Source organism: Aurantimonas litoralis (assembly GCF_026153195.1).
In the GTDB taxonomy this organism is placed as follows: Bacteria; Pseudomonadota; Alphaproteobacteria; order Rhizobiales; family Rhizobiaceae; genus Aurantimonas; species Aurantimonas coralicida.
This window is the reverse complement of the sequence record NZ_JAPFBM010000004.1, coordinates 85,379-103,748: the sequence shown is the minus strand read 5'-3', so window position 1 is coordinate 103,748 and position 18,370 is coordinate 85,379. Positions and strand designations below refer to the sequence as shown.

Annotated in this window: 18 protein-coding genes; 9 read left to right on the top strand and 9 right to left on the bottom strand. The window is 67.1% G+C overall.

Annotation, left to right across the window (positions count from 1 at the left end):
• Positions 1-11 precede the first annotated feature (11 nt).
• The 3 genes from pstB to pstC are packed head-to-tail and all read right to left on the bottom strand — an operon-like array spanning position 12 to position 3,651.
• Positions 12-821 carry a phosphate ABC transporter ATP-binding protein PstB gene (gene pstB, locus N7I30_RS10275; RefSeq protein WP_498639079.1) on the bottom strand — a complete coding sequence of 270 codons (810 nt, stop codon included), beginning with the start codon at positions 819-821 and terminating at the stop codon, positions 12-14.
• A 23-nt stretch (positions 822-844) separates the two neighbouring features.
• Positions 845-2,164 carry a phosphate ABC transporter permease PstA gene (gene pstA / locus N7I30_RS10270; protein ID WP_498638614.1) on the bottom strand — a complete coding sequence of 440 codons (1,320 nt, stop codon included), beginning with the start codon at positions 2,162-2,164 and terminating at the stop codon, positions 845-847.
• A complete protein-coding gene (pstC, locus tag N7I30_RS10265; protein WP_498638612.1) occupies positions 2,161-3,651 on the bottom strand; it encodes a phosphate ABC transporter permease subunit PstC in 1,491 nt (496 codons plus the stop codon). The genes pstA and pstC overlap by 4 nt, the downstream gene beginning before the upstream one ends.
• 2 nt (positions 3,652-3,653) lie before the next feature.
• Between pstC and N7I30_RS10260 the strand changes: the two genes are divergently transcribed.
• Positions 3,654-3,782 carry a hypothetical protein gene (locus N7I30_RS10260; protein WP_276324886.1) on the top strand — a complete coding sequence of 43 codons (129 nt, stop codon included), beginning with the start codon at positions 3,654-3,656 and terminating at the stop codon, positions 3,780-3,782.
• Between the two features lie 52 nt (positions 3,783-3,834).
• Here the strand turns inward: N7I30_RS10260 and N7I30_RS10255 are convergent, their stop codons facing one another.
• The 3 genes from N7I30_RS10255 to N7I30_RS10245 all read right to left on the bottom strand — a co-directional run bounded on the left by N7I30_RS10255 (position 3,835) and on the right by N7I30_RS10245 (position 7,704).
• Positions 3,835-4,845 carry a PstS family phosphate ABC transporter substrate-binding protein gene (locus N7I30_RS10255; protein WP_498639078.1) on the bottom strand — a complete coding sequence of 337 codons (1,011 nt, stop codon included), beginning with the start codon at positions 4,843-4,845 and terminating at the stop codon, positions 3,835-3,837.
• A gap of 192 nt (positions 4,846-5,037) precedes the next feature.
• Complete coding sequence (locus N7I30_RS10250; protein ID WP_498638610.1) at positions 5,038-6,345, bottom strand: ATP-binding protein; 1,308 nt, start codon at positions 6,343-6,345, stop codon at positions 5,038-5,040.
• A gap of 132 nt (positions 6,346-6,477) precedes the next feature.
• Positions 6,478-7,704: a hypothetical protein gene (locus N7I30_RS10245; protein ID WP_498638608.1), complete on the bottom strand. Its 1,227-nt coding sequence runs from the start codon at positions 7,702-7,704 to the stop codon at positions 6,478-6,480.
• 250 nt (positions 7,705-7,954) lie between these two features.
• On the opposite strand from N7I30_RS10245, the gene N7I30_RS10240 reads away from it, so the two are divergent.
• Positions 7,955-8,746, top strand: coding sequence for an SDR family NAD(P)-dependent oxidoreductase (locus N7I30_RS10240; protein ID WP_498638606.1), 792 nt, complete (start codon positions 7,955-7,957; stop codon positions 8,744-8,746).
• A 126-nt stretch (positions 8,747-8,872) separates the two neighbouring features.
• Here N7I30_RS10240 and N7I30_RS10235 read toward each other — a convergent pair whose 3' ends face one another.
• Positions 8,873-9,574, bottom strand: coding sequence for a DUF1013 domain-containing protein (locus tag N7I30_RS10235; protein WP_187390217.1), 702 nt, complete (start codon positions 9,572-9,574; stop codon positions 8,873-8,875).
• 158 nt (positions 9,575-9,732) lie between these two features.
• Positions 9,733-10,740 (bottom strand): NAD(P)H-quinone oxidoreductase, encoded by a 1,008-nt coding sequence (locus N7I30_RS10230; RefSeq protein ID WP_498638604.1) that lies wholly within the window; start codon positions 10,738-10,740, stop codon positions 9,733-9,735.
• Between the two features lie 388 nt (positions 10,741-11,128).
• Here N7I30_RS10230 and rcdA point away from each other — a divergent pair, with 388 nt between their 5' ends.
• The 7 genes from rcdA to N7I30_RS10195 all read left to right on the top strand — a co-directional run bounded on the left by rcdA (position 11,129) and on the right by N7I30_RS10195 (position 18,004).
• Positions 11,129-11,680: a protease adaptor protein RcdA gene (gene rcdA / locus N7I30_RS10225; protein WP_228240260.1), complete on the top strand. Its 552-nt coding sequence runs from the start codon at positions 11,129-11,131 to the stop codon at positions 11,678-11,680.
• Between the two features lie 159 nt (positions 11,681-11,839).
• A complete protein-coding gene (locus tag N7I30_RS10220; protein WP_498638600.1) occupies positions 11,840-12,847 on the top strand; it encodes a zinc-dependent alcohol dehydrogenase family protein in 1,008 nt (335 codons plus the stop codon).
• A 429-nt stretch (positions 12,848-13,276) separates the two neighbouring features.
• Positions 13,277-14,437: a TRAP transporter substrate-binding protein gene (locus N7I30_RS10215; protein ID WP_024348887.1), complete on the top strand. Its 1,161-nt coding sequence runs from the start codon at positions 13,277-13,279 to the stop codon at positions 14,435-14,437.
• Positions 14,438-14,511: 74 nt separating this feature from the next.
• Positions 14,512-15,096 (top strand): TRAP transporter small permease subunit, encoded by a 585-nt coding sequence (locus tag N7I30_RS10210; RefSeq protein ID WP_024348888.1) that lies wholly within the window; start codon positions 14,512-14,514, stop codon positions 15,094-15,096.
• Entirely contained in the window at positions 15,093-16,511 is a 1,419-nt protein-coding gene (locus N7I30_RS10205; RefSeq protein ID WP_024348889.1) for a TRAP transporter large permease, read from the top strand. Before N7I30_RS10210 ends, N7I30_RS10205 begins: the two co-directional genes overlap by 4 nt.
• Positions 16,501-17,835 carry an amidase gene (locus N7I30_RS10200; RefSeq protein WP_498638597.1) on the top strand — a complete coding sequence of 445 codons (1,335 nt, stop codon included), beginning with the start codon at positions 16,501-16,503 and terminating at the stop codon, positions 17,833-17,835. Before N7I30_RS10205 ends, N7I30_RS10200 begins: the two co-directional genes overlap by 11 nt.
• 1 nt (position 17,836) lies before the next feature.
• The gene (locus N7I30_RS10195; protein ID WP_169513613.1) at positions 17,837-18,004 is read left to right on the top strand and encodes a hypothetical protein; all 168 of its coding nucleotides are present in this window, start codon (positions 17,837-17,839) and stop codon (positions 18,002-18,004) included.
• Between the two features lie 128 nt (positions 18,005-18,132).
• Here N7I30_RS10195 and rpmE read toward each other — a convergent pair whose 3' ends face one another.
• On the bottom strand, positions 18,133-18,354 hold the full coding sequence (rpmE, locus tag N7I30_RS10190; protein ID WP_024348891.1) for a 50S ribosomal protein L31: 222 nt from the start codon (positions 18,352-18,354) through the stop codon (positions 18,133-18,135).
• Between the last annotated feature and the right edge of the window lie 16 nt (positions 18,355-18,370).

Sequence of the window (18,370 nt, the reverse complement as noted above, 5' to 3'; positions counted from 1 at the left end):
CTTGCCTTCGTTCAGCCGAAGCGGCCGGTGATGTAGTCCTGGGTGCGCTTGTCGTCCGGGTTGGAGAACATCTTCTCCGTCGGGCCGACCTCCACCAGATAGCCGAGATGGAACATCGCCGTGCGCTGCGAGACGCGCGCCGCCTGCTGCATCGAATGGGTGACGATGACGATGGTGTAGTTCTGCTTCAGCTCGTCGATGAGTTCCTCGACCTTGGCGGTCGCGATCGGATCGAGCGCCGAACAGGGCTCGTCCATCAGGATCACCTCGGGCGACACCGCGATGGCGCGGGCGATGCACAGGCGCTGCTGCTGGCCGCCCGACAGGCCGGTGCCCGGCTCCGCGAGCCGGTCCTTGACCTCTTCGTAGAGGCCGGCCTTGCGCAGGCTAGTGACGACGATCTCCTCGAGCTCGGCCTTGGTCGAGGCGAGACCGTGGATCTTCGGACCGTAGGCGACATTGTCGAAGATCGACTTCGGAAACGGGTTGGGCTTCTGGAAGACCATGCCGACCCGCGCCCGCAACTCGACCACGTCGATCGCCGGATCGTAGACGTCCTCGCCGTCCAGCGTGATCTTGCCGCCCACCTTGGCGATGTCGATCGTGTCGTTCATCCGGTTCAGGCAGCGCAGGAAGGTCGACTTGCCGCAGCCCGACGGTCCGATGAGCGCCGTCACCTGGTTCTCCTCGACATCGAGATCGATGTCGTAGAGCGCCTGCTTGGGACCGTAATGGACGGTCACCTTCTCGGATCGCATCTTGATCGGACGTCTGGGTTGCACGACAGGCCCTTTCGCTAACGTCACCTGGATATTTTCCATCATGGAGGTCTCCTGTCGCATGTCTACCAGCGCCTCTCAAAGCGGCGTCGCAGAAGGATCGCCGTGATGTTCATGACCGCCAGGAACGCCAGGAGGATCATGATTGCCCCCGACGTCCGTTCGACGAAGGCGCGCTCGGCCTCGTTGGCCCACATGAAGATCTGCACCGGCAGCGCCGTGGACGCGTCCATCGGCGAGGACGGATAGTCCGCCACGAAGGCGACCATGCCGATCAGCAGCAGCGGCGCCGTCTCGCCCAGCGCCTGGGCCAGCCCGATGATCGTGCCCGTGAGGATGCCCGGCATGGCCAGCGGCAGGACGTGCTGGAACACCATCTGCATCTTCGAAGCGCCGAGCCCCAGCGCCGCCGAGCGGATCGACGGCGGCACCGCCTTCAGCGCAGCGCGCGTCGCGATAATGATCGTCGGCAGGGTCATCAGCGTCAGCACCAGGCCGCCGACCAGCGCCGCCGAACGCGGCAGGCCGAACCAGTTGATGAACACCGCCAGGCCCAGAAGGCCGAACACGATCGAGGGCACCGCCGCCAGATTGTTGATGTTCACCTCGATCAGGTCGGTGAAGCGGTTCTTCGGCGCGAACTCTTCCAGATAGATCGAGGCCGCCACGCCGATCGGCAACGCCAGCACGAGCACGATGCCCATCATGTAGAGCGAGCCGACGATTGCCACGCCAACGCCGGCCGTCTCGGCCCGGCTCGACGCACCGAAGGTGAACAGGCCCCAGTTGAAGCGCTTCTCGATCGCGCCGCTCTCCTGCAACCTATCGATCCAGCCGAGCTGCCGGTCGCTGATCGGACGGCGTCCCTCCGCCACGGTGAGATCGTACTGGCCCTTCAGCGCGCTATCGAGTTCCGAGCCGGCATAGAGCCAGATGTCCTGCGTCGTGCCGATGATCGACGGATCGTTCAGCACCATGTCGCGCAGCTGCACCCGGACGCCCGAGGAGATCAGCTTGCCGACCTCCTTGACCGCGGCCCGGTCCTCGGCGTCGACGCCCAGCATCTGCACCAGCCCGTCGCGGGCCAGCGTCGGATAATTGGCCATCATCAGCTTGGTCGGATTGTCGAGCGCGTCCTGACGGCTGCCGATCACCTCCTCGGAGAAGGTCACGGGCACCTGGATCTCGGTCTGCCAGAAGGCGGTGTAGCCCTTCGACACGACGCTCCACAGCAGCGCGACCAGGAAGAACAGGCCGATGGCGATGGCCACGATGCCATAGATCTTGAAGCGGCGTTCGGCACGGTAGCGGCGCTTGATGCCGATGTCGCGGCGTCCGGGCGCGGCGGCGCCGTCGCGCACGCCGTTGGCTGTCGCGTCGGTCATTCGTACTGCTCCCGGTACTTGCGGACGATGTAGAGGGCAAAGATGTTGAGGCACAGGGTGATGACGAACAGCGTCATGCCCAGAGCGAAGGCGACCAGCGTCTGCGGCGAGGTGAATTCCAGATCGCCGGTCAGCTGGTTGACGATCTTGACGGTGACGGTGGTCATCGCCTCGAACGGATCGAGCGTGAGATTGGCGGCAACGCCCGCCGCCAGCACCACGATCATCGTCTCGCCGATGGCCCGCGAGGCGGTCAGGAGCAGCGCCGAGACAATGCCCGGCAGCGCGGCGGGCATGATCACCCGCTTGACCGTCTCCGAGCGGGTCGCGCCGAGGCCGAGCGAGCCGTCACGCAGGCTGCGCGGCACCGAGGTGATGATGTCGTCCGACAGCGAGGAGACGAAGGGGATGAGCATGATGCCCATCACCAGGCCGGCCGTCAGCACGCTCTGGGCCTGGATGAAGCTCGTATACTCGCCGGTCACCAGCCCCGCCAGCTGGCCGGACAGGTCGCGCAGGAACGGGCCCACCGTGACGAGGGCGAAGAAGCCGTAGACGATGGTAGGGATGCCGGCCAGCACCTCCAGCAGCGGCTTGACCACCGAGCGTGTCGTGCGGGTGGCGTATTCGGCCATGTAGATCGCGGCATAAAGGCCGATCGGCACCGCCACTGCCATCGCCACGCCGGCGATGTAGAGCGTGCCGGCCAGAAGCGGAATCAGGCCGAACTGGCCTTCCGCCCCGCCGGACCCTGCCGCCGCGAAGCGCGGCTCCCAGACCGTGCCGAAGAAGAAATTCGCCGGCGACACCCGCGAGAAGAAGTCGATCGTCTCGAACAGCATCGAGAAGACGATGCCGGCGGTGGTGAGGATGGCGATGGAGGAGCAGATGATCAGGCCGTTGCGGACCACCGCCTCGACCCCGTTGCGGGCCCGCAGGCGCACCGCGATCGAGCAGTAGGCCCAGGCGGCGCCGGCCAGTGCCAGCACCAGCACGACGACCGTCATCGCCGTATGGCTGATCGTCTCCAGGCGATTGCGCTGAATCGCCAGCGGGATCATGAAGTCGGCGCTCGACGAGGCGACCGGCATGCCGCGCGCTTCCAGAAGCGGCTTCAGCGTCGCGATCTGCGAGCTTGCCGAAATCGTCGCGCGCTCGTCATCGGGCAGAAGACGCAGGCCGGCGCCGATGGATTCGACCATGCCGTAGGCCAGATCCTCGGTCAGTCCCGTCTCGGCCAGCACGCCCTCGGGAAACTCGCTGCGGATCTCCGTCGCGATCAGAACGGGCGCGGCGAGCAGCCAGGCGGCGAGGACGAACAGCGACGGCACCAGCGTCCAGGAAAGAGCGTAGGAGCCGTGATAGACCGGGCGCGAATGGAGCTTGCGTCCCGCCTCCGCGGCCAGCGACTTCGACCGCCGGTATCCGAGATAGAAGGCGGCTGCGCCGATCAGCAGCAGGATCAGGACGAGGGTGGAGGTCGGCATGCATGTCTCCCGCCAGTGACGGCTGCGCCGCCGATGAGGTCGGCGTCGAGGTGAAGGCTGCGAAGCGCGGCGCGAACCGGGCGGTCTCGTCGGTGGCCGTCTCGGACCGGATGAAGCCGCCGGTGCCGTAGAGGACCGGCGGCTTCGATGCTGTCATGCGCCGCGGCGCACGGGGCGGCGGTATCAGCCTTCGACGCTCATCGTGTCGCCGGCTTCGAACGTCGAGCGCTGCTCCTCGCGCTCGGCCTCCGGCGCCGGAACCAGGCCGTACTCGACCAGCGGGCTGTCCGGGCCGGTCATCTGGTCGGACAGGAAGAACTGCACGTACTCGCTGAGGCCCGGCACGACGCCGATATGAGCCTTCTTGACGTAGAAGTAGAGCGGCCGGGAGACCGGGTACTCGCCCGAGGCGATGGCGTCGGCGGACGGCACGATGTCGTTGATCGTGGCGACCTTCAGCTTGTCCTGGTTCTGCTCGTAGAAGGCGAGACCGAACACGCCGATGGCCTGCTTGTCGGCGTCGATGCGCGACAGGGTCTCGGTGTAGTCGCCCGAGATCTCGGAGACGGTGTTGTCGTTGCGGATCTGGAGGCACTGGTCCTCGGCCGCATCCTCGTCCATGCCGGACGCGGTGAAGGCCTCGATGGCGCCGGAGGCTTCGCAGCCGGCCGCCAGGACCTTCTCCTCGAAGACTTCACGGGTGCCGTGGTTCGACGCCGGGATGAAGGCGGTGATCTTCTGGTCCGGCAGCGAGGCGTCGATCTCCGACCAGTTGCCGTACGGGTTGTCGACGACCTTGCCGTCCTGGACGATTTTGGCGGCCATCGCCTTGAAGACCGCTTCCGGGGTCAGGGCGAAGTCAGGGCCGGCGGCGTCCGAGGCGAAGACGATGCCGTCATAGCCGAACTTGACCTCCTGCACGTCCGTCACGCCGGCGTCGGCGCAGGCCTTAAGCTCGGCGGGGCGGATCGCCCGCGAGGCGTTGGCGATGTCGATGGTGTCGGGGCCGACGCCCTGGCAGAACTGCTTCAGGCCGGCCGAGGAACCGCCGGACTCGACGATCGGGGTCGGGAAATCGGGGAAGACCTCGCCGAAATTCTCGGCGACGATCTGGGCGTAGGGAAGAACCGTGGAGGAACCGGCGACCTGGACCTGTTCGTTCGACTGGGCAGCGGCCTGGCCGGTCAGTGCCATGGCGGTACCGAGCGCGAGGCTGGCGATGAACTTGTTGTTCACGGGTGCGTCTCCTTGAGGAGTTTGTTTCGAACCGAGCACTGTTGGGCCGCCCTGTCTGGCGGCTGCTGCTCGCCGACACGTCTAGCGGCGCTGGAAGAAGTCTATATGACAGTCGGATTGCACCTTTATGACAGTCCAAGCCGCTGTTTCTTATAGCGCTTTCTCCGTAGTGTCAGAATCGGGCCGCGGCAGCGGTAACCTGGCCGTGAACACGGAGCCTTTTCCGATGGTCGATTCCACCAGGAGTCGCCCGCGATGGCGCAAGAGGATGTTGCGGGTGATCGACAGGCCGAGGCCGGTGCCCCGCTTGGCCCGCGAGCGGCCGGGATCGACGCGGTAGAAGCGTTCGGTCAGCCGCGGCACGTGCTCGGCCGGAATGCCGGGCCCGAAATCGCGCACCGCCGCGTCGACGAAACTGCCGCCGGCCTCGACCGTCCGGGTCAGTCTGATCTCCACGCGCTTGCCGGTCTCGCCGTATTTGCAGGCGTTCTCCACCAGGTTGGAGAAGACCTGCATCAGCTCGTCCTCGTCGCCGGGGATCGCCACCGGCTCCTCGGGCAGGTCCAGCGCCAGTTCGACGTCCAGCTGCTCGGCCAGCGGCTCCAGCTGGCTCTCCACCTTGCGCAGGATCGCCCCGAGATCGACACGGGTCGAGATCGGCACATGCCGCTTCATCTCGATCCGCGACAGCGACAGGAGGTCGTCGATCAGCCGCGACATGCGGGTCGCCTGCTCGCGCATGATGCCGAGGAATTTCTCGCGCGCCGCCGGGTCGTCCTTAGCCGGCCCCAGCAGCGTCTCGATGAAGCCCGACAGCGAGGCCAGCGGCGTGCGCAATTCGTGGCTGGCATTGGCGACGAAATCGGTCCGCATGCGTTCGATGCGCAGCTCGGCGGTCCGGTCGCTGAACCTTATCAGGAAGAAATGCGGCCGCTCGCCCTGATAGGGCGGGATCGGCAGGATCTCGATCTGCCAGACCCGCTCGACCGGACGCCGCTCCTCGATCGTCACCCTGCCCGGCTGGTTGTCGCGCAGCACCGCCTCGACCGCCGCCAGGAATTCCGGCGAGCGGAAGCGCAGCGACAGCGCGTCGCCCAGCGCCATGTTGCCGAAGCCGACCAGCGAGGCGGGATTGCGGTAGCGCAGCAGCATCTGGCGGTCGATGATGAAGCTCGGCTGCTGCAGCGCCTCCACCACCGCCTTGACGCCGCGGCTCGGCCAGGTCGTGTCGGCGCGTTCGCTGGCCGCCACCGCCTGCCGGCGCCGGTCGACCCGCTGCGGCACGTAGAGCACCGCCAGAAGAAACAGGAAGACGGCCACGCATCCGGGGGCGGCCTCGGGCACGAACCAGCCCAGCCCGCCGAGCCCGATCAGCGCCGCGAGCGCCACGGACCGGGCCCGCACGCCGGAGCGGCCGGCGGGCACGATCTCCGGCTCGCCGGGCTCGGGCGGGCTCAAGCGGACACCTGTGGGGCGGGAATCGGACGGCGGCAGGACGAATGCGACATCCGTCCTTCCTAGCGCAGAATTGTCGAAGATCGATGACGCCGGTTGGCGCCCGGCGCGGTTCGCGAGCCGGCGGCGCCGGTGCTAGTCGATGGCCTGGACACGGAAACCATAGACGTTCAGGTCGCCCGCCCCGGTTCCGATCTGCGGATCGATGACCAGCTGCGCGGCACCCATGGCGCCTTCCGGCACGGCCATGTCGAAGACGAAGGTCTCCTCCGCGGCGCTCACCTGGAAGCGCTGGCGCCCGCAGACCGTTTCGCCGGCGAACAGGCAGCTCACGCTGAACTCGCGACCCTGGTCGTCCGGCGATCCGACGGCGAGTTCGCCGCGGGCCCGGCTGCCGGCGATCTGCTCGACGATCCCGGCGCCGATGACCAGGCTGACCTCCGACCCGTCGCCATCGGCCGGCGCGGCGATCTGCACGGCCATCCGGCCGCCCGATCCCGCCACGCCACTGGCGCGTGCGCCGCCCTCGGCCGCGATCTTCTCCAGATCGGTGCCGGCGAAGACGTCGATCCAGTTGTCCGGCGAGGGTCCGCCGGTCAGCGCCGGGTCCTCGCCGGCCGACTGGATCGTCTCGGCGATGGTCGGCCCATCCTCGCTGGCGACCGGTGCCGGCGCGGTGGAGAACAGCGGCAGCACGACCCAGACCGCCGCGGCGATCAGCAGCAGCAACAGGACGACGATGACCGCGCCGACCAGCTTGTTGCTGGCCTCGCTGAACGGACGGCCGCGCTTCGGCTTGTGGTCGGGCGACCAGCGGTCGCGCACCGGCTTGGTGGATGTCGCGGCGCCCGGCTTGGCGGTCGCGGCTTTCGCATCGCCCTTGGCCGCGGGCATCTTGGCGGACGGCGTCTTCGCGGGCGGCGTCTTTGCGGCGGGCGTCGGTGACATGGGCGTCGCCTCGGCGGTGCGCGTCGCACCAGCCGCCGGCGCAGCGGTGTCAGGCGTATCTGCTGCCTGCGTCTCGTCGGCGGTGGCCGGCATCGCCTCCGGCGTCTCCGCCGGGATCGGCGGCGTCGCGGGCGCGGCGACGTCCGGCTCGACTGATGCCGTCGCGTCGCCGTCCTCGGACACGGCATCGTCCCCATAGCCGCCCGGCGCCGGATATTCCGCCTCGATCGCCTCGATCGCGCTGATCAGCGCCTGGCGCTTGCGATCGGCTTCCGCCTCGTCGCTCTGCTGCGCCGACTGCACGCGGAGAATGGCGCGCTCGGCCGCTTCGTAGACCACGAGGCGAAAATCCGGATCGGCGGCATTCCCCTTCTGCAGCGCGCGTCTGACGCTCTGTTCGATCGCGCTGGCCAAGGACGGTCACTCCACTTGCAAAGAGCCCCTCGGCGCCTTGCGCGCGATGGGAAGAGACAGGGCGACACTAATCGGCGCCCCTGCGGCGTTCAATCCCGTGCCCTGCCGGCAGCATAAGCATCGCCGTCTGGACCGAGGCTGACGCGGCGGCCGGCGAACCGGTCCGGCGCCCCTGCCCTTGCCCGCCCATTCTGGTATGGAGAGCGCGTTGCCGCGTTCGGCGCGGCTGAGATGTCAAAGGAGAAGCGCCATGTCACTCGAAGGCAAGGTCGCGATCGTCACCGGTGGCGCCAAGGGGATCGGTCAGGCCATCGCCCGCCGCTTCCTAGAGGACGGCGCCCGGGTGATCATCGCCGATGTCGACGAGCGGGCCGGCCTCGCTGCCGCGGCCGAACTGAAGGAACTGGGCGAGATCCGCTCGGTGGTCTGCAACGTCGCCGACCGGCTGCATGTCCACAATCTCGTGGCGACCGCCCTCGACGATTTCGGCGACGTGGACATCCTCGTCAACAATGCCGGCATCGTCCACAAGGCCGACTTCCTCGACCTGGAAGAGGAAGCCTTCGACAAGGTGCTGAACGTCAATCTGAAGGGCGCCTTCCTGTGCGGCCAGGCGGTGGCGCGGCATCTGGTGCAGAAGGTCAAGGATGGCGGCGAGCCGGGATCGATCGTCAACATGTCGTCGGTCAACGCCGTCTTCGCCCTGCCTGACCAGGTCGGCTATTCGGTCTCCAAGGGCGGCATGAACCAGCTCACCAAGGTGATGGCCCAGTCGCTGGCGCCCTACGGCATCCGCGTCAACGCCATCGGACCGGGCTCGATCATGACCGACATGCTGCGCTCGGTCGTCGCCGACAAGGACGCCACGGCGCGCATCCTGTCGCGCACCCCGATGGGCCGCATCGGCGAGCCGTCGGAGATCGCCGCGCTGGCGGCCTTCCTCGCCTCCGCCGAGGCCAGCTACGTCACCGGTCAGACGCTCTATGCCGATGGCGGCCGCCTCGGCCTCAACTACACCGTCGCGACGCCCGAGCCCGACTGATTGCTCCGCGGCAGGCCGCCCCGGCCGCCGTCCCGCATCGAAGGACATTCCCACAAACGAAAGCGGCGCCGGATCACTCCGGCGCCGCTTTGGCATGTCCCGGGGCCGTTGCGGCCGCGGGCGATCTCAGTTCTGGTTGCCGTCGTCTTCGTCGGTGTCCGTGCTCTGCATCGAGGAGAGCTTGGCGAACACCGCCGCCGCGTCGAGCTCGCCCTCTTCGCGGTCTTCGCGCGAACGGTCCCAGTTCTGTGTCTGCGAGGCCGACAGCAGGCGCTCTTCCTCGGCGATCTCCTCGGGGCGGACGATGCCGCGCGAGGCCTTCTCGACTTCCAGGTCGAGATTGATCTGCGTGCACAGGCCCAGCGTCACCGGGTCCATCGGCTGCAGATTGGCCGAGTTCCAGTGGCTGCGGTCGCGGATCTGCTGGATCGTGTTCTTGGTCGTGCCGACCAGGTTCGAGATCTGCGAATCCTTCAGCTCCGGATGGTTGCGCACCAGCCAGAGAATCGCGTTCGGGCGGTCCTGGCGCTTCGACACCGGCGTGTAGCGCGGCGCCTTGCGCTTGGCCTCGGGCACCCGCACCTTCGGCGCGGCGAGCTTCAGCTTGCGGTTCGGATCCTTCTCCGCCGCCTCGATCTCATCGCGCGACAGCTGGCCGGTCATGATCGGGTCGAGACCCTTGATGCCCTGGGCCGATTCGCCGTCGGCGATCGCCTTCACCTCGAGATGGTGCAGCGTGCAGAAATCCGCGATCTGTTCGAAGGACAGCGAAGTGTTGTCGACCAGCCAGACGGCGGTCGCTTTTGGCATCAATAATTGCTGTGCCACGATACAATCCTCCTAAGTGCCTGCCCCGGAAGGGCCGGCCGTGGATACTCACCACATGTACGGGAATTCGGGCGCCCTTATAGGCCGTTAGCCATATTGGTGCAAGGAAATCGCCGGATTTCCCGTGCGGCGACCCGGCAGGGGCCGCCGCTACGCGCTCAGCTCTCCAGATGGCGCGTCGTCAGGATGATCTTGCCGATGTGATCCTCGTCCATGTGGCGATGCGCGTCGGCGGCCTTCTCCAGCGGATAGACCTCGTCGATCAGCGGCTTCACCGTGCCCGCTTCCAGCAGCGGCACCACCTGATCGGTCAGTTCGGACGCGATCACCGCCTTGAAGCTGACCGGCCGGTTGCGCAGGGTCGAGCCGGTGAAGGTCAGCCGCTTGCGCATCAGCGGCGTCAGGTCGATCTGCGCCTTCGGCCCCTTCAGGAAGGCGATCTGCACGATCCGCCCGTCCTCGGCGGCCAGCTGCAGGTTGCGCGGCGTGTACTCGCCGCCGACCATGTCGAGGATCACGTCGACGCCCTTGCCGTCGGTCTTCTCGCGCAGCGCCTCGACGAAATCCTGCGTGCGGTAGTTGATGCAGGCCTCGGCGCCGAGGGATTCGGCCGCCCGGCACTTGTCGTCGCTGCCCGCCGTCGCGAACACCCGCGCCCCGAAATGCTTCGCCAGCTGGATCGCCGTCGTACCGATGCCCGACGTGCCGCCATGGACGAGGAAGCTCTCGCCCGCCGTCAGCTTGGCCCGCTGGAAGACGTTGTGCCAGACGGTGAAATAGGTTTCCGGCACGCCGGCCGCCTCGATCATCGACAGCGACTCCGGCACCGGGATCGCGTTCACTTCGGCGACGGTCGCGTATTCGGCATAGCCGCCACCCGGCACCAGCGCCATCACCCGGTCGCCGACGGCAAAGCGGCTGGCGCCCTCGCCCAGCGCCACGACGATGCCGGCGATCTCCAGGCCCGGCCAGTCCGGCGCGTCGGCCGGAGCCGGATACATCCCCTGGCGCTGCATCACGTCCGGGCGGTTCACCCCGGCCGCGGCCACCGCCACCAGCACCTCGCCGGCGGCCGGCTTCGGCACCGGCCGCGTGCCGGGCTTCAGCACCTCGGGTCCGCCGAATCCGTCGAGAAGGGCTGCCTGCATGTCCTGGGGTATCGTCATGGTCTGCGTGATCTCCGTGTTGGCCGTCGTCACGAAACGTAGAGAAATTCCTACGAAAGCGAACCACCGTTAAGCCCTGAGTAAGGTTTCCGGGGTTTAACTGAGATCAGTCCAGATTGAAGGAACGCCGGATTGATGGATAGACGGAGCGGTTTCCGCCCCGTTTGACGCCTCCCTGTTGAAAACTCCTGAAGGGCCGCTCACGCGGCCCCTTTTTTTGACAGACCGGCGGAACCGTCCCGCCCCTGCCGCGCTTGCTTAACAGCAATTAACCTTGTCCGGCGCCCTCGCTTGCAAAGCCTTGGTAACGGACGCACCCTGTTCTCGTTCGACGATCGCGCCCTGTTCGCGGTCCGACCGATTCTGGCAGTGCGAAAAGGTGTCCGCGATGGGGAGTGAATTCGGCTCGATGACGATCCAATCCAACGGCACATCGGACGGCGACCGCACGATCCGGCTCGCCGAGCATCTGGCCTTCTCGCGCTCCTTCCAGCCGCTGTTCAACCAGGGCATGGCCCTGGTCGACGAGACGGCGATCTATCTCGACGGCGCCGGCCGGGTCGAGGCGAAGGCGCTGTCCAAACACGGCACCACGCTCTACGCCGCCGAATCCATGCGCCTGACCACCCGGCTGATGCAGGTCGCTTCCTGGCTGCTGCTCCAGCGCGCCGCCAATCAGGGCGACATGTCGCGCGCCCAGGTCGAGGCCGAGAAGGTCAAGGTCCGTCTCGAAGGCCTCGGCAGCGCCAAGGATTCGCCGAATTACGGCGAACTGCCGGAAGCCTTCCGCGATCTCGTCGAACGCGCCCTCATGCTGGAGCGCCGCATCGCCATGTTGGATCGCGAGATCTATGGCGAGAACGCCGCCGAGCCGGAGCACGCCGCGCGCAATCCGGTCGGCGAACAGATCGACCTTCTGAAGACCGCCTTCCACGGCTGATTGGCGCCGCGGTCGGCAAACGCCGATCGCCTCATCCTGCGGGTTCATCGCCCGCCCGTGAGCGACGCAGGCGACGGTGTGTTCGCCGCCAAGCCGCAACCGCCCTCCGCCTCCTTGCGTTCGCTCCCCACCCTTCCAGCGAACCCAGGAGACGACGCGATGCGCGTGATCCAGCTCAGCAAGCCCGGCGGCCTCGACCAGTTACAGCTCGTCGAGCGCGACGCACCGGGCGCGCCCGGCCCCGGTGAAATCCGCGTCCGGATTCGCGCCAGCTCCCTCAATTTCCACGATTATGGCGTCGTCAGTGGCCGTATGCCGACCGAGGACGGTCGCATCCCCATGTCCGACGGCGCCGGCACCGTCGAGGCCGTCGGCGACGGCGTCGGCGAGTTCAGCGTCGGCGACCATGTCGTCTCGACCTTCTTCCCGCTCTGGCTCGACGGCGAACCGCCGGTGGCCGACTTCAGGACAACGCCCGGCGACGGCGTCGACGGCTATGCCCGCGAGGAGGTCGTGCGTCCCGCCACCTGGTTCACCCATGCGCCCAAGGGTTTCAGCCACGCCGAAGCCGCCACCCTGACCACCGCCGGCCTCACTGCCTGGCGCGCCCTCGTCGTCGATGGCGGCATCAAGGCCGGCGACACCGTGCTGGTGCTGGGCACCGGCGGCGTCTCGATCTTCGCCCTGCAATTCGCCCGGCTGATGGGCGCCCGCGTCATCGCCACCTCCTCCTCCGACGACAAGCTGCAGCGGCTGCGGGAGATGGGCGCCGACCACACCATCAACTACAAACGCGACGAAAACTGGGGACAGACCGTCCTCGACCTGACCGACGGCCGCGGCGTCGACCACGTCATCGAGGTCGGCGGCCCGGGCACATTGCCGCAGTCGATCACCGCCTGTCGCATCGGCGGCCACATCGCCCTCATCGGCGTCCTCACCGGGCGCGCCGGCGAGGTGCCGACCGCCGCCCTGATGGCCAAGCACCAGCGCCTGCAGGGTCTCATCGTCGGCAGCCGACGGCACCAGATGGACATGGTCCGCGCCATCGAAGCCATCGGCCTGAAGCCGATCATCGACCGCAGTTTCGCGCTGGAAGGCATCGCCGACGCCTTCCGCCACGAGGAATCGGGGGCGCATTTCGGCAAGATCTGCCTGGAATTCTAGGCGCCGAGCACCACCGCCGGGCGGCGCGTTTTGCACCGCCCGGCGCGTTAGACTTTGGTCTCATCTTGCGACCCGGCGCGGCCGGTGCAGCGTTTCCCGCCATCGTGATCGCAGCCCGCAACGGCGCGCGCAGGCCCCGCCGGACCCGCGCCCCGGCGCGCCCGGACCTGCCTCTTCCGTAAACGTAAATCGCACGCAAGCCCTTGCAAACCATCGGCTTGTGACTGCTCCACCTGCTGCAGCGCCGTTGCGCCTTGCCGCCACCCCGCGATCGGCGAGCCCCGCCCGGTGCGCGGCCCTCCTCACATGAGCGGCTGCTCAAGGCGGCTGGCTTCCGCCTTGATTGACGTGGAGTTTTTAATCGGCAATCTTGCACGCGCTGGGAGGCAACAGGTCATTCCGAGTGAATTCATAAGGGAGGAGTAGATAATGCTGCGCCGCAATAACAACGTTGAGAGCCTGTCCAAGTCGAATGACGGCGTTTCTCGCCGCAAGTTCCTGAGGGGTGGCGTCGTTGCTGCGGGAGCGGCTGCCGGCACTCTCGCTGCGCCGGCCGTGCTGGCCCAGTCGCCGCTGGTCGTGAAGATGCAGACGTCCTGGCCGGCCTCGGACATCTGGATGGATTTCGCCCGGCAATATGTCGAGCGCGTCGAGACCATGTCCGGCGGCCGCCTCAAGATCGATCTCCTGCCGGCCGGCGCCGTCGTCGCCGCCTTCCAGGTGATGGACGCGGTCAATGACGGCGTCATCGATGCCGCCCATTCGGTGTCGGCCTACTGGTACGGCAAGAACAAGGCCGCCTCGCTGTTCGGCACCGGCCCGGTCTTCGGCGGCAACCCGACCACCATGCTGTCGTGGTTCTACCAGGGCGGCGGCAGCGAGCTCTACAAGGAGCTGACCCAGGACGTCATGGGCCTGAACGTCATCGGCATGATGGGTTTCCCGATGCCGGCACAGCCCTTCGGCTGGTTCAAGGAGCCGGTCAACTCGGTCGCCGACATCGAGGGCTTCAAGTACCGCACCGTCGGTCTGGCCGCCGATCTGATGCAGTCCATGGGCATGAGCGTCGCCCAGCTTCCGGGCGGTGAAATCGTCCCGGCGATGGAGCGCGGCGTCATCGACGCCTTCGAGTTCAACAACCCCTCCTCCGACCGTCGCTTCGGTGCGCAGGACGTGGCCAAGAACTACTATCTCGGCTCCTACCACCAGGCGAGCGAGGCCTTCGAGTTCCTGTTCAACAAGGACTTCATGGAGGATCTCGACGACGACCTGCGGGCCATCATGGAATACAGCGTCGAGGCGGCCTCCACGGCCAACACGGCGCTCGCCCTCAACGAATATTCCAAGGACCTGCAGGAACTGCAGGACGTCGACGGGGTGACGGTCCGCCAGACCCCGCCGGAGATCCTGGAAGCCCAGCTGGAAGCCTGGAAGCAGCTGATCGTCGGGCTCGAGGAAGACACCTTCTTCAAGAAGATCCTCGACAGCCAGCGCGAATGGGTCGAGCGCGTCTCCTATTACGAGCTGCTCAACTCGCCGGATTACCGGCTGGCCTACAACTTCTTCTTCCCGGGCAAGCTGCCGAGCTGACGCCGGCTGCGTCGAAGAACGGAATGTCCGGCGGCTGATACCGCCGGACATTTCTGTACGAGGATCGGGAGTCCATGATCGCATTCATTCGTTTTGCCGACGCCCTGTCGGCAGCTTTCGGCAAGGCCTTTGCCTGGCTGATCATTCTCATGACGTTCGGGACGAGCTACGAGGTCTTCGTGCGATACGTCCTCGGATCGCCGACCCCCTGGGCCCTCGACGTCTCCTTCATCATGTACGGCACGCTCTTCATGATGGGCGGTGCCTATACGTTGTCGCGCAGCGGTCATGTCCGCGGCGACTTCCTCTACCGGATGTGGAAGCCCCGCACCCAGGCCATGGTCGACCTGGTGCTCTACGTCTTCTTCTTCTTTCCCGGCGTCACGGCGCTGATCCTGGCCGGCTGGAAATACGCCGCGCGCTCCTGGCGCTACGGCGAGGTCAGCGTCAACAGCCCGGCCGGCATTCCGATCTACCAGTTCAAGACCGTCATCGTCGCCGCCGGCATCCTCCTCTTCATCCAGGGCATTGCCGAGATGATGCGCTGCATCCAGTGCATCCGTGGCGGTGAATGGATCCGGCCCGAGGAAGACGTTCAGGAAACCGAGGACACCGTCCTCAACAAGGCGACCGCGGCCGAGAGAGATGCCCATCCATGAGTGACCCGCAACTCGCCCTGTTGATGCTGGGGCTGTTTATCTTCCTCGTCTTCCTCGGCTTTCCGATCGCCTTCACCCTCATGGCGATGGGTATCGGCTTCGGCTACTACGCCTATTTCGACCCCAACCGCATGTGGCGCAGCTACAATCGGCTCGACGAGCTGGCCTCGAGCTGGGACAGTTTCACGCTCTGGATAGACGGGTTCTTCAGCAACACGGTCTTCGACCTGTTCATCAACCAGACCTATACGGTGATGGCGAACGAGGTGCTGACGGCTGTCCCGCTGTTCCTGTTCATGGGCTACATCGTCGAACGCGCCAACATCGTCGACCGCCTGTTCACCACGCTCAACATCGCGTCCAAGAACATGCCGGGCTCGATGGGCGTCGCGGCGCTGATCACCTGCGCCCTCTTCGCCACCGCCACCGGCATCGTCGGCGCCGTCGTCACGCTGATGGGCCTGCTCGCCCTGCCGGCGATGCTGAACGCGCGTTACGACAAGTCCTTCGCCTCGGGCATCATCTGCGCCGGCGGCACGCTCGGCATCCTGATCCCGCCTTCGATCATGCTGATCGTCTATGCGGCGGCCTCCGGCGTCTCCATCGTGCGGCTCTATGCCGGCGCGCTGCTGCCGGGCCTGATCCTCGTCGGCCTCTACCTCGTCTACATCATTGGCCGGTCCGTCCTGCAGCCGAGCGCCGCCCCGCGCCCGACCAAGGACGAGGTGCCGGACGTGCCGTTCCTGCGGCTGACCTTCATGATCCTGACGTCGTTCCTGCCGCTGGCCTTCCTGATCCTCGCCGTTCTCGGCTCGATCCTGTTCGGCCTCGCCACGCCGACCGAGGCGGCGGCGATCGGTGCCCTCGGCGGCATCCTGCTGGCCGTCGGCTACCGGGCCCTCACCTTCCAGCGGCTGCGCGAATCCGTCTATCTGACGGTCCGCACCACGGCGATGGTCTGCTGGCTCTTCGTCGGCTCCTACATCTTCTCCTCGGTCTTCTCCTATCTCGGCGGCGAGCAGGTGATCTCCGAGTTCGTCCGTGGCCTCGACCTGACGCCGCTGCAGTTCCTGCTCTTAGCCCAGCTGATCATCTTCCTGCTCGGCTGGCCGCTGGAATGGTCGGAGATCATCATCATCTTCGTGCCGATCTTCCTGCCGCTCCTGGAAATGTTCGGCATCGATCCGCTGTTCTTCGGCATCCTGGTCGCCCTGAACCTGCAGACCTCGTTCCTGACGCCGCCCATGGCCATGTCGGCCTATTACCTGAAGGGCATCGCGCCGCCGGACGTGAAGCTGACCGACATCTTCAAGGGCGTCCTGCCCTTCCTGATGATGGTGTTCCTGGCGATGGCGGTCGTCTATCTCGTCCCGCAGTCGGTCTACTACCTCCCGGAAGTCTTCTATGGCCGCTAGGAGTTCGTTGATCGACCTGCCGCCGCTCGACCTACGCGAGCGGCTGGCAGGGGGCGCAGCGCGCGCGGGGGAGGTCGCCGACGCCGCCGCCGCCCGGGTGGAGAGCGATCCGGCGGCGGCCGCCGCCTTCGCCTGGTTCGATGCCGATTTCGCCCGTCGCCAGGGCGTCCATCTCGACACCCAGCGGGGGCGCCTGCGCTCCATCGGCGCGCTGCACGGCCTGCCGGTCGCCGTCGACGACATGATCGACGCCGCGCGCATGCCGGCCATCGCCGGCTTCGCCCCCTTTGCCGGCCGGGTGCCGGAAGCCGATTCCGCCATCGTCGAGCGCCTGCGCTCGGCCGGTGCGCTGATCGCCGGCAAGACGGCAGTGCGCGAACTCGGCATCGGCCCCGCTGTCACGTCGACCGACACAGATGCGCCGGCCACCGGCATCGATGGCTGCGTCACGGCGGTCGCCCGCGGCGCCGCCTCGCTCGGCGTCGGCATGGCCGGCGACGGCGCGCTCATCCGCTCCGCCTCGGCCAGCGGCATCACCGGCTATACCCCGACCTTCGGCGCCATCCCGCGCCGCGGCGTCCGCGACGTGGCCCCCAGCCTCGACGCCCCGGGCGTCTGCGCCCGCAGCATCTCCGGCGTCGCGCTCCTGGCCGAATGCCTGTTCGGCAACGATCTGGCCGATCCCTCGACCGAGGCGACGCCGCATCCGCAGCTCCTTGCCCAGGCAGGCATGACGCCGCCCGTCGTGCCGACGCTGGCGATCGTGCGCACGCCCTGGTGGGACCGCGCCGATCCACTCACCCAGGAAGGCATCGGCGAAGTCGCGAGCGAGCTCGGCGAACGCTGCTTCGACGCCGATCTGCCGGAGATCTTCGCCGATGGGCTGATCCATGCCGAGCGGGTCCGGCTGGCCGAGGCCGCCAAGAACCTCTACGGCACGCGCCAGCGCTATCCCGGCGCCGTCTCGCCCGGGCTGACGGCCCTCCTGGAACAGGGCGACGCCATCCTCGCCCGCGACTACCTCGCCGCCCTCGACTGGCGCGCCGTGCTCTATGCGGGGCTGGAAGCGGTGCTGTCGCGCTGCGACGCCATTCTCACGCCCGCCGCCATCGGCCCGTCCCGGCCCGGCGTGGCACCGGAGGGCGAGAACGTGTTCAATGCCCTGTGGACGTTCCTCGGGGTGCCCTGCGTGACGCTGCCGCTGCTGGAGACCCCCGATGGCCAGCCCATCGGCGTCCAGCTCGTTGGCCGGCGCGGCGAGGATGGCCGGCTTCTGCGCACCGCGCACTGGCTCGAAACGCAACTGACCAACGGGAGCGCCTGACATGACACTGGAACGCAAGCTGTCGCTGGTGGCCTACGCCGTCCTGTGCGCCTTCCTGCTGATTCTCATCGTCCACGTGCCGTCGCCGGATCTCGGCCTGGTGCTCCTGGCGACCGTGCTGCTGGCCGGCTACGACCTGTTCTTCCACGATCCGACGCCGAAGCCCTGACGGGCGTCGCGCGCGGCGACCTCTGCACGCGACCGCGCGGCCCCGCCGCTCGTCGCTTCCGGACCCCAAACAGCAAAAAGCCCGGCACGATGGCCGGGCTTTTTTCATGTCGACGCCGTGTCGGCGTCTTACATGCCGAGGCCTTCGTACCGCTTCTTGAAGCGCGACACGCGACCGCCGCGGTCCAGCAGCTGCTGGTTGCCGCCGGTCCAGGCCGGATGGCTGGTCGGATCGATGTCGAGATTCATCTTGTCGCCGTCAGAACCCCAGGTCGACCGGGTCTGATACTCGGTGCCATTGGTCATCACGACGGTGATCGTGTGGTAGTCCGGGTGGATTTTGTCTTTCATCGCCTTCGATCCTTGG

Bases quoted from the DNA above. Each gene is read 5' to 3' on its own strand.
- pstB (WP_498639079.1), bottom strand. From the start codon at position 821: ATGGAAAATATCCAGGTGACGTTAGCGAAAGGGCCTGTCGTGCAACCC.
- pstA (WP_498638614.1), bottom strand. From the start codon at position 2,164: ATGACCGACGCGACAGCCAACGGCGTGCGCGACGGCGCCGCCGCGCCC.
- pstC (WP_498638612.1), bottom strand. From the start codon at position 3,651: ATGCCGACCTCCACCCTCGTCCTGATCCTGCTGCTGATCGGCGCAGCC.
- N7I30_RS10260 (WP_276324886.1), top strand. From the start codon at position 3,654: ATGTCTCCCGCCAGTGACGGCTGCGCCGCCGATGAGGTCGGCGTCGAG.
- N7I30_RS10255 (WP_498639078.1), bottom strand. From the start codon at position 4,845: ATGGCACTGACCGGCCAGGCCGCTGCCCAGTCGAACGAACAGGTCCAG.
- N7I30_RS10240 (WP_498638606.1), top strand. From the start codon at position 7,955: ATGTCACTCGAAGGCAAGGTCGCGATCGTCACCGGTGGCGCCAAGGGG.
- N7I30_RS10230 (WP_498638604.1), bottom strand. From the start codon at position 10,740: ATGACGATACCCCAGGACATGCAGGCAGCCCTTCTCGACGGATTCGGC.
- rcdA (WP_228240260.1), top strand. From the start codon at position 11,129: ATGGGGAGTGAATTCGGCTCGATGACGATCCAATCCAACGGCACATCG.
- N7I30_RS10220 (WP_498638600.1), top strand. From the start codon at position 11,840: ATGCGCGTGATCCAGCTCAGCAAGCCCGGCGGCCTCGACCAGTTACAG.
- N7I30_RS10215 (WP_024348887.1), top strand. From the start codon at position 13,277: ATGCTGCGCCGCAATAACAACGTTGAGAGCCTGTCCAAGTCGAATGAC.
- N7I30_RS10210 (WP_024348888.1), top strand. From the start codon at position 14,512: ATGATCGCATTCATTCGTTTTGCCGACGCCCTGTCGGCAGCTTTCGGC.
- N7I30_RS10205 (WP_024348889.1), top strand. From the start codon at position 15,093: ATGAGTGACCCGCAACTCGCCCTGTTGATGCTGGGGCTGTTTATCTTC.
- N7I30_RS10200 (WP_498638597.1), top strand. From the start codon at position 16,501: ATGGCCGCTAGGAGTTCGTTGATCGACCTGCCGCCGCTCGACCTACGC.
- N7I30_RS10195 (WP_169513613.1), top strand. From the start codon at position 17,837: ATGACACTGGAACGCAAGCTGTCGCTGGTGGCCTACGCCGTCCTGTGC.
- rpmE (WP_024348891.1), bottom strand. From the start codon at position 18,354: ATGAAAGACAAAATCCACCCGGACTACCACACGATCACCGTCGTGATG.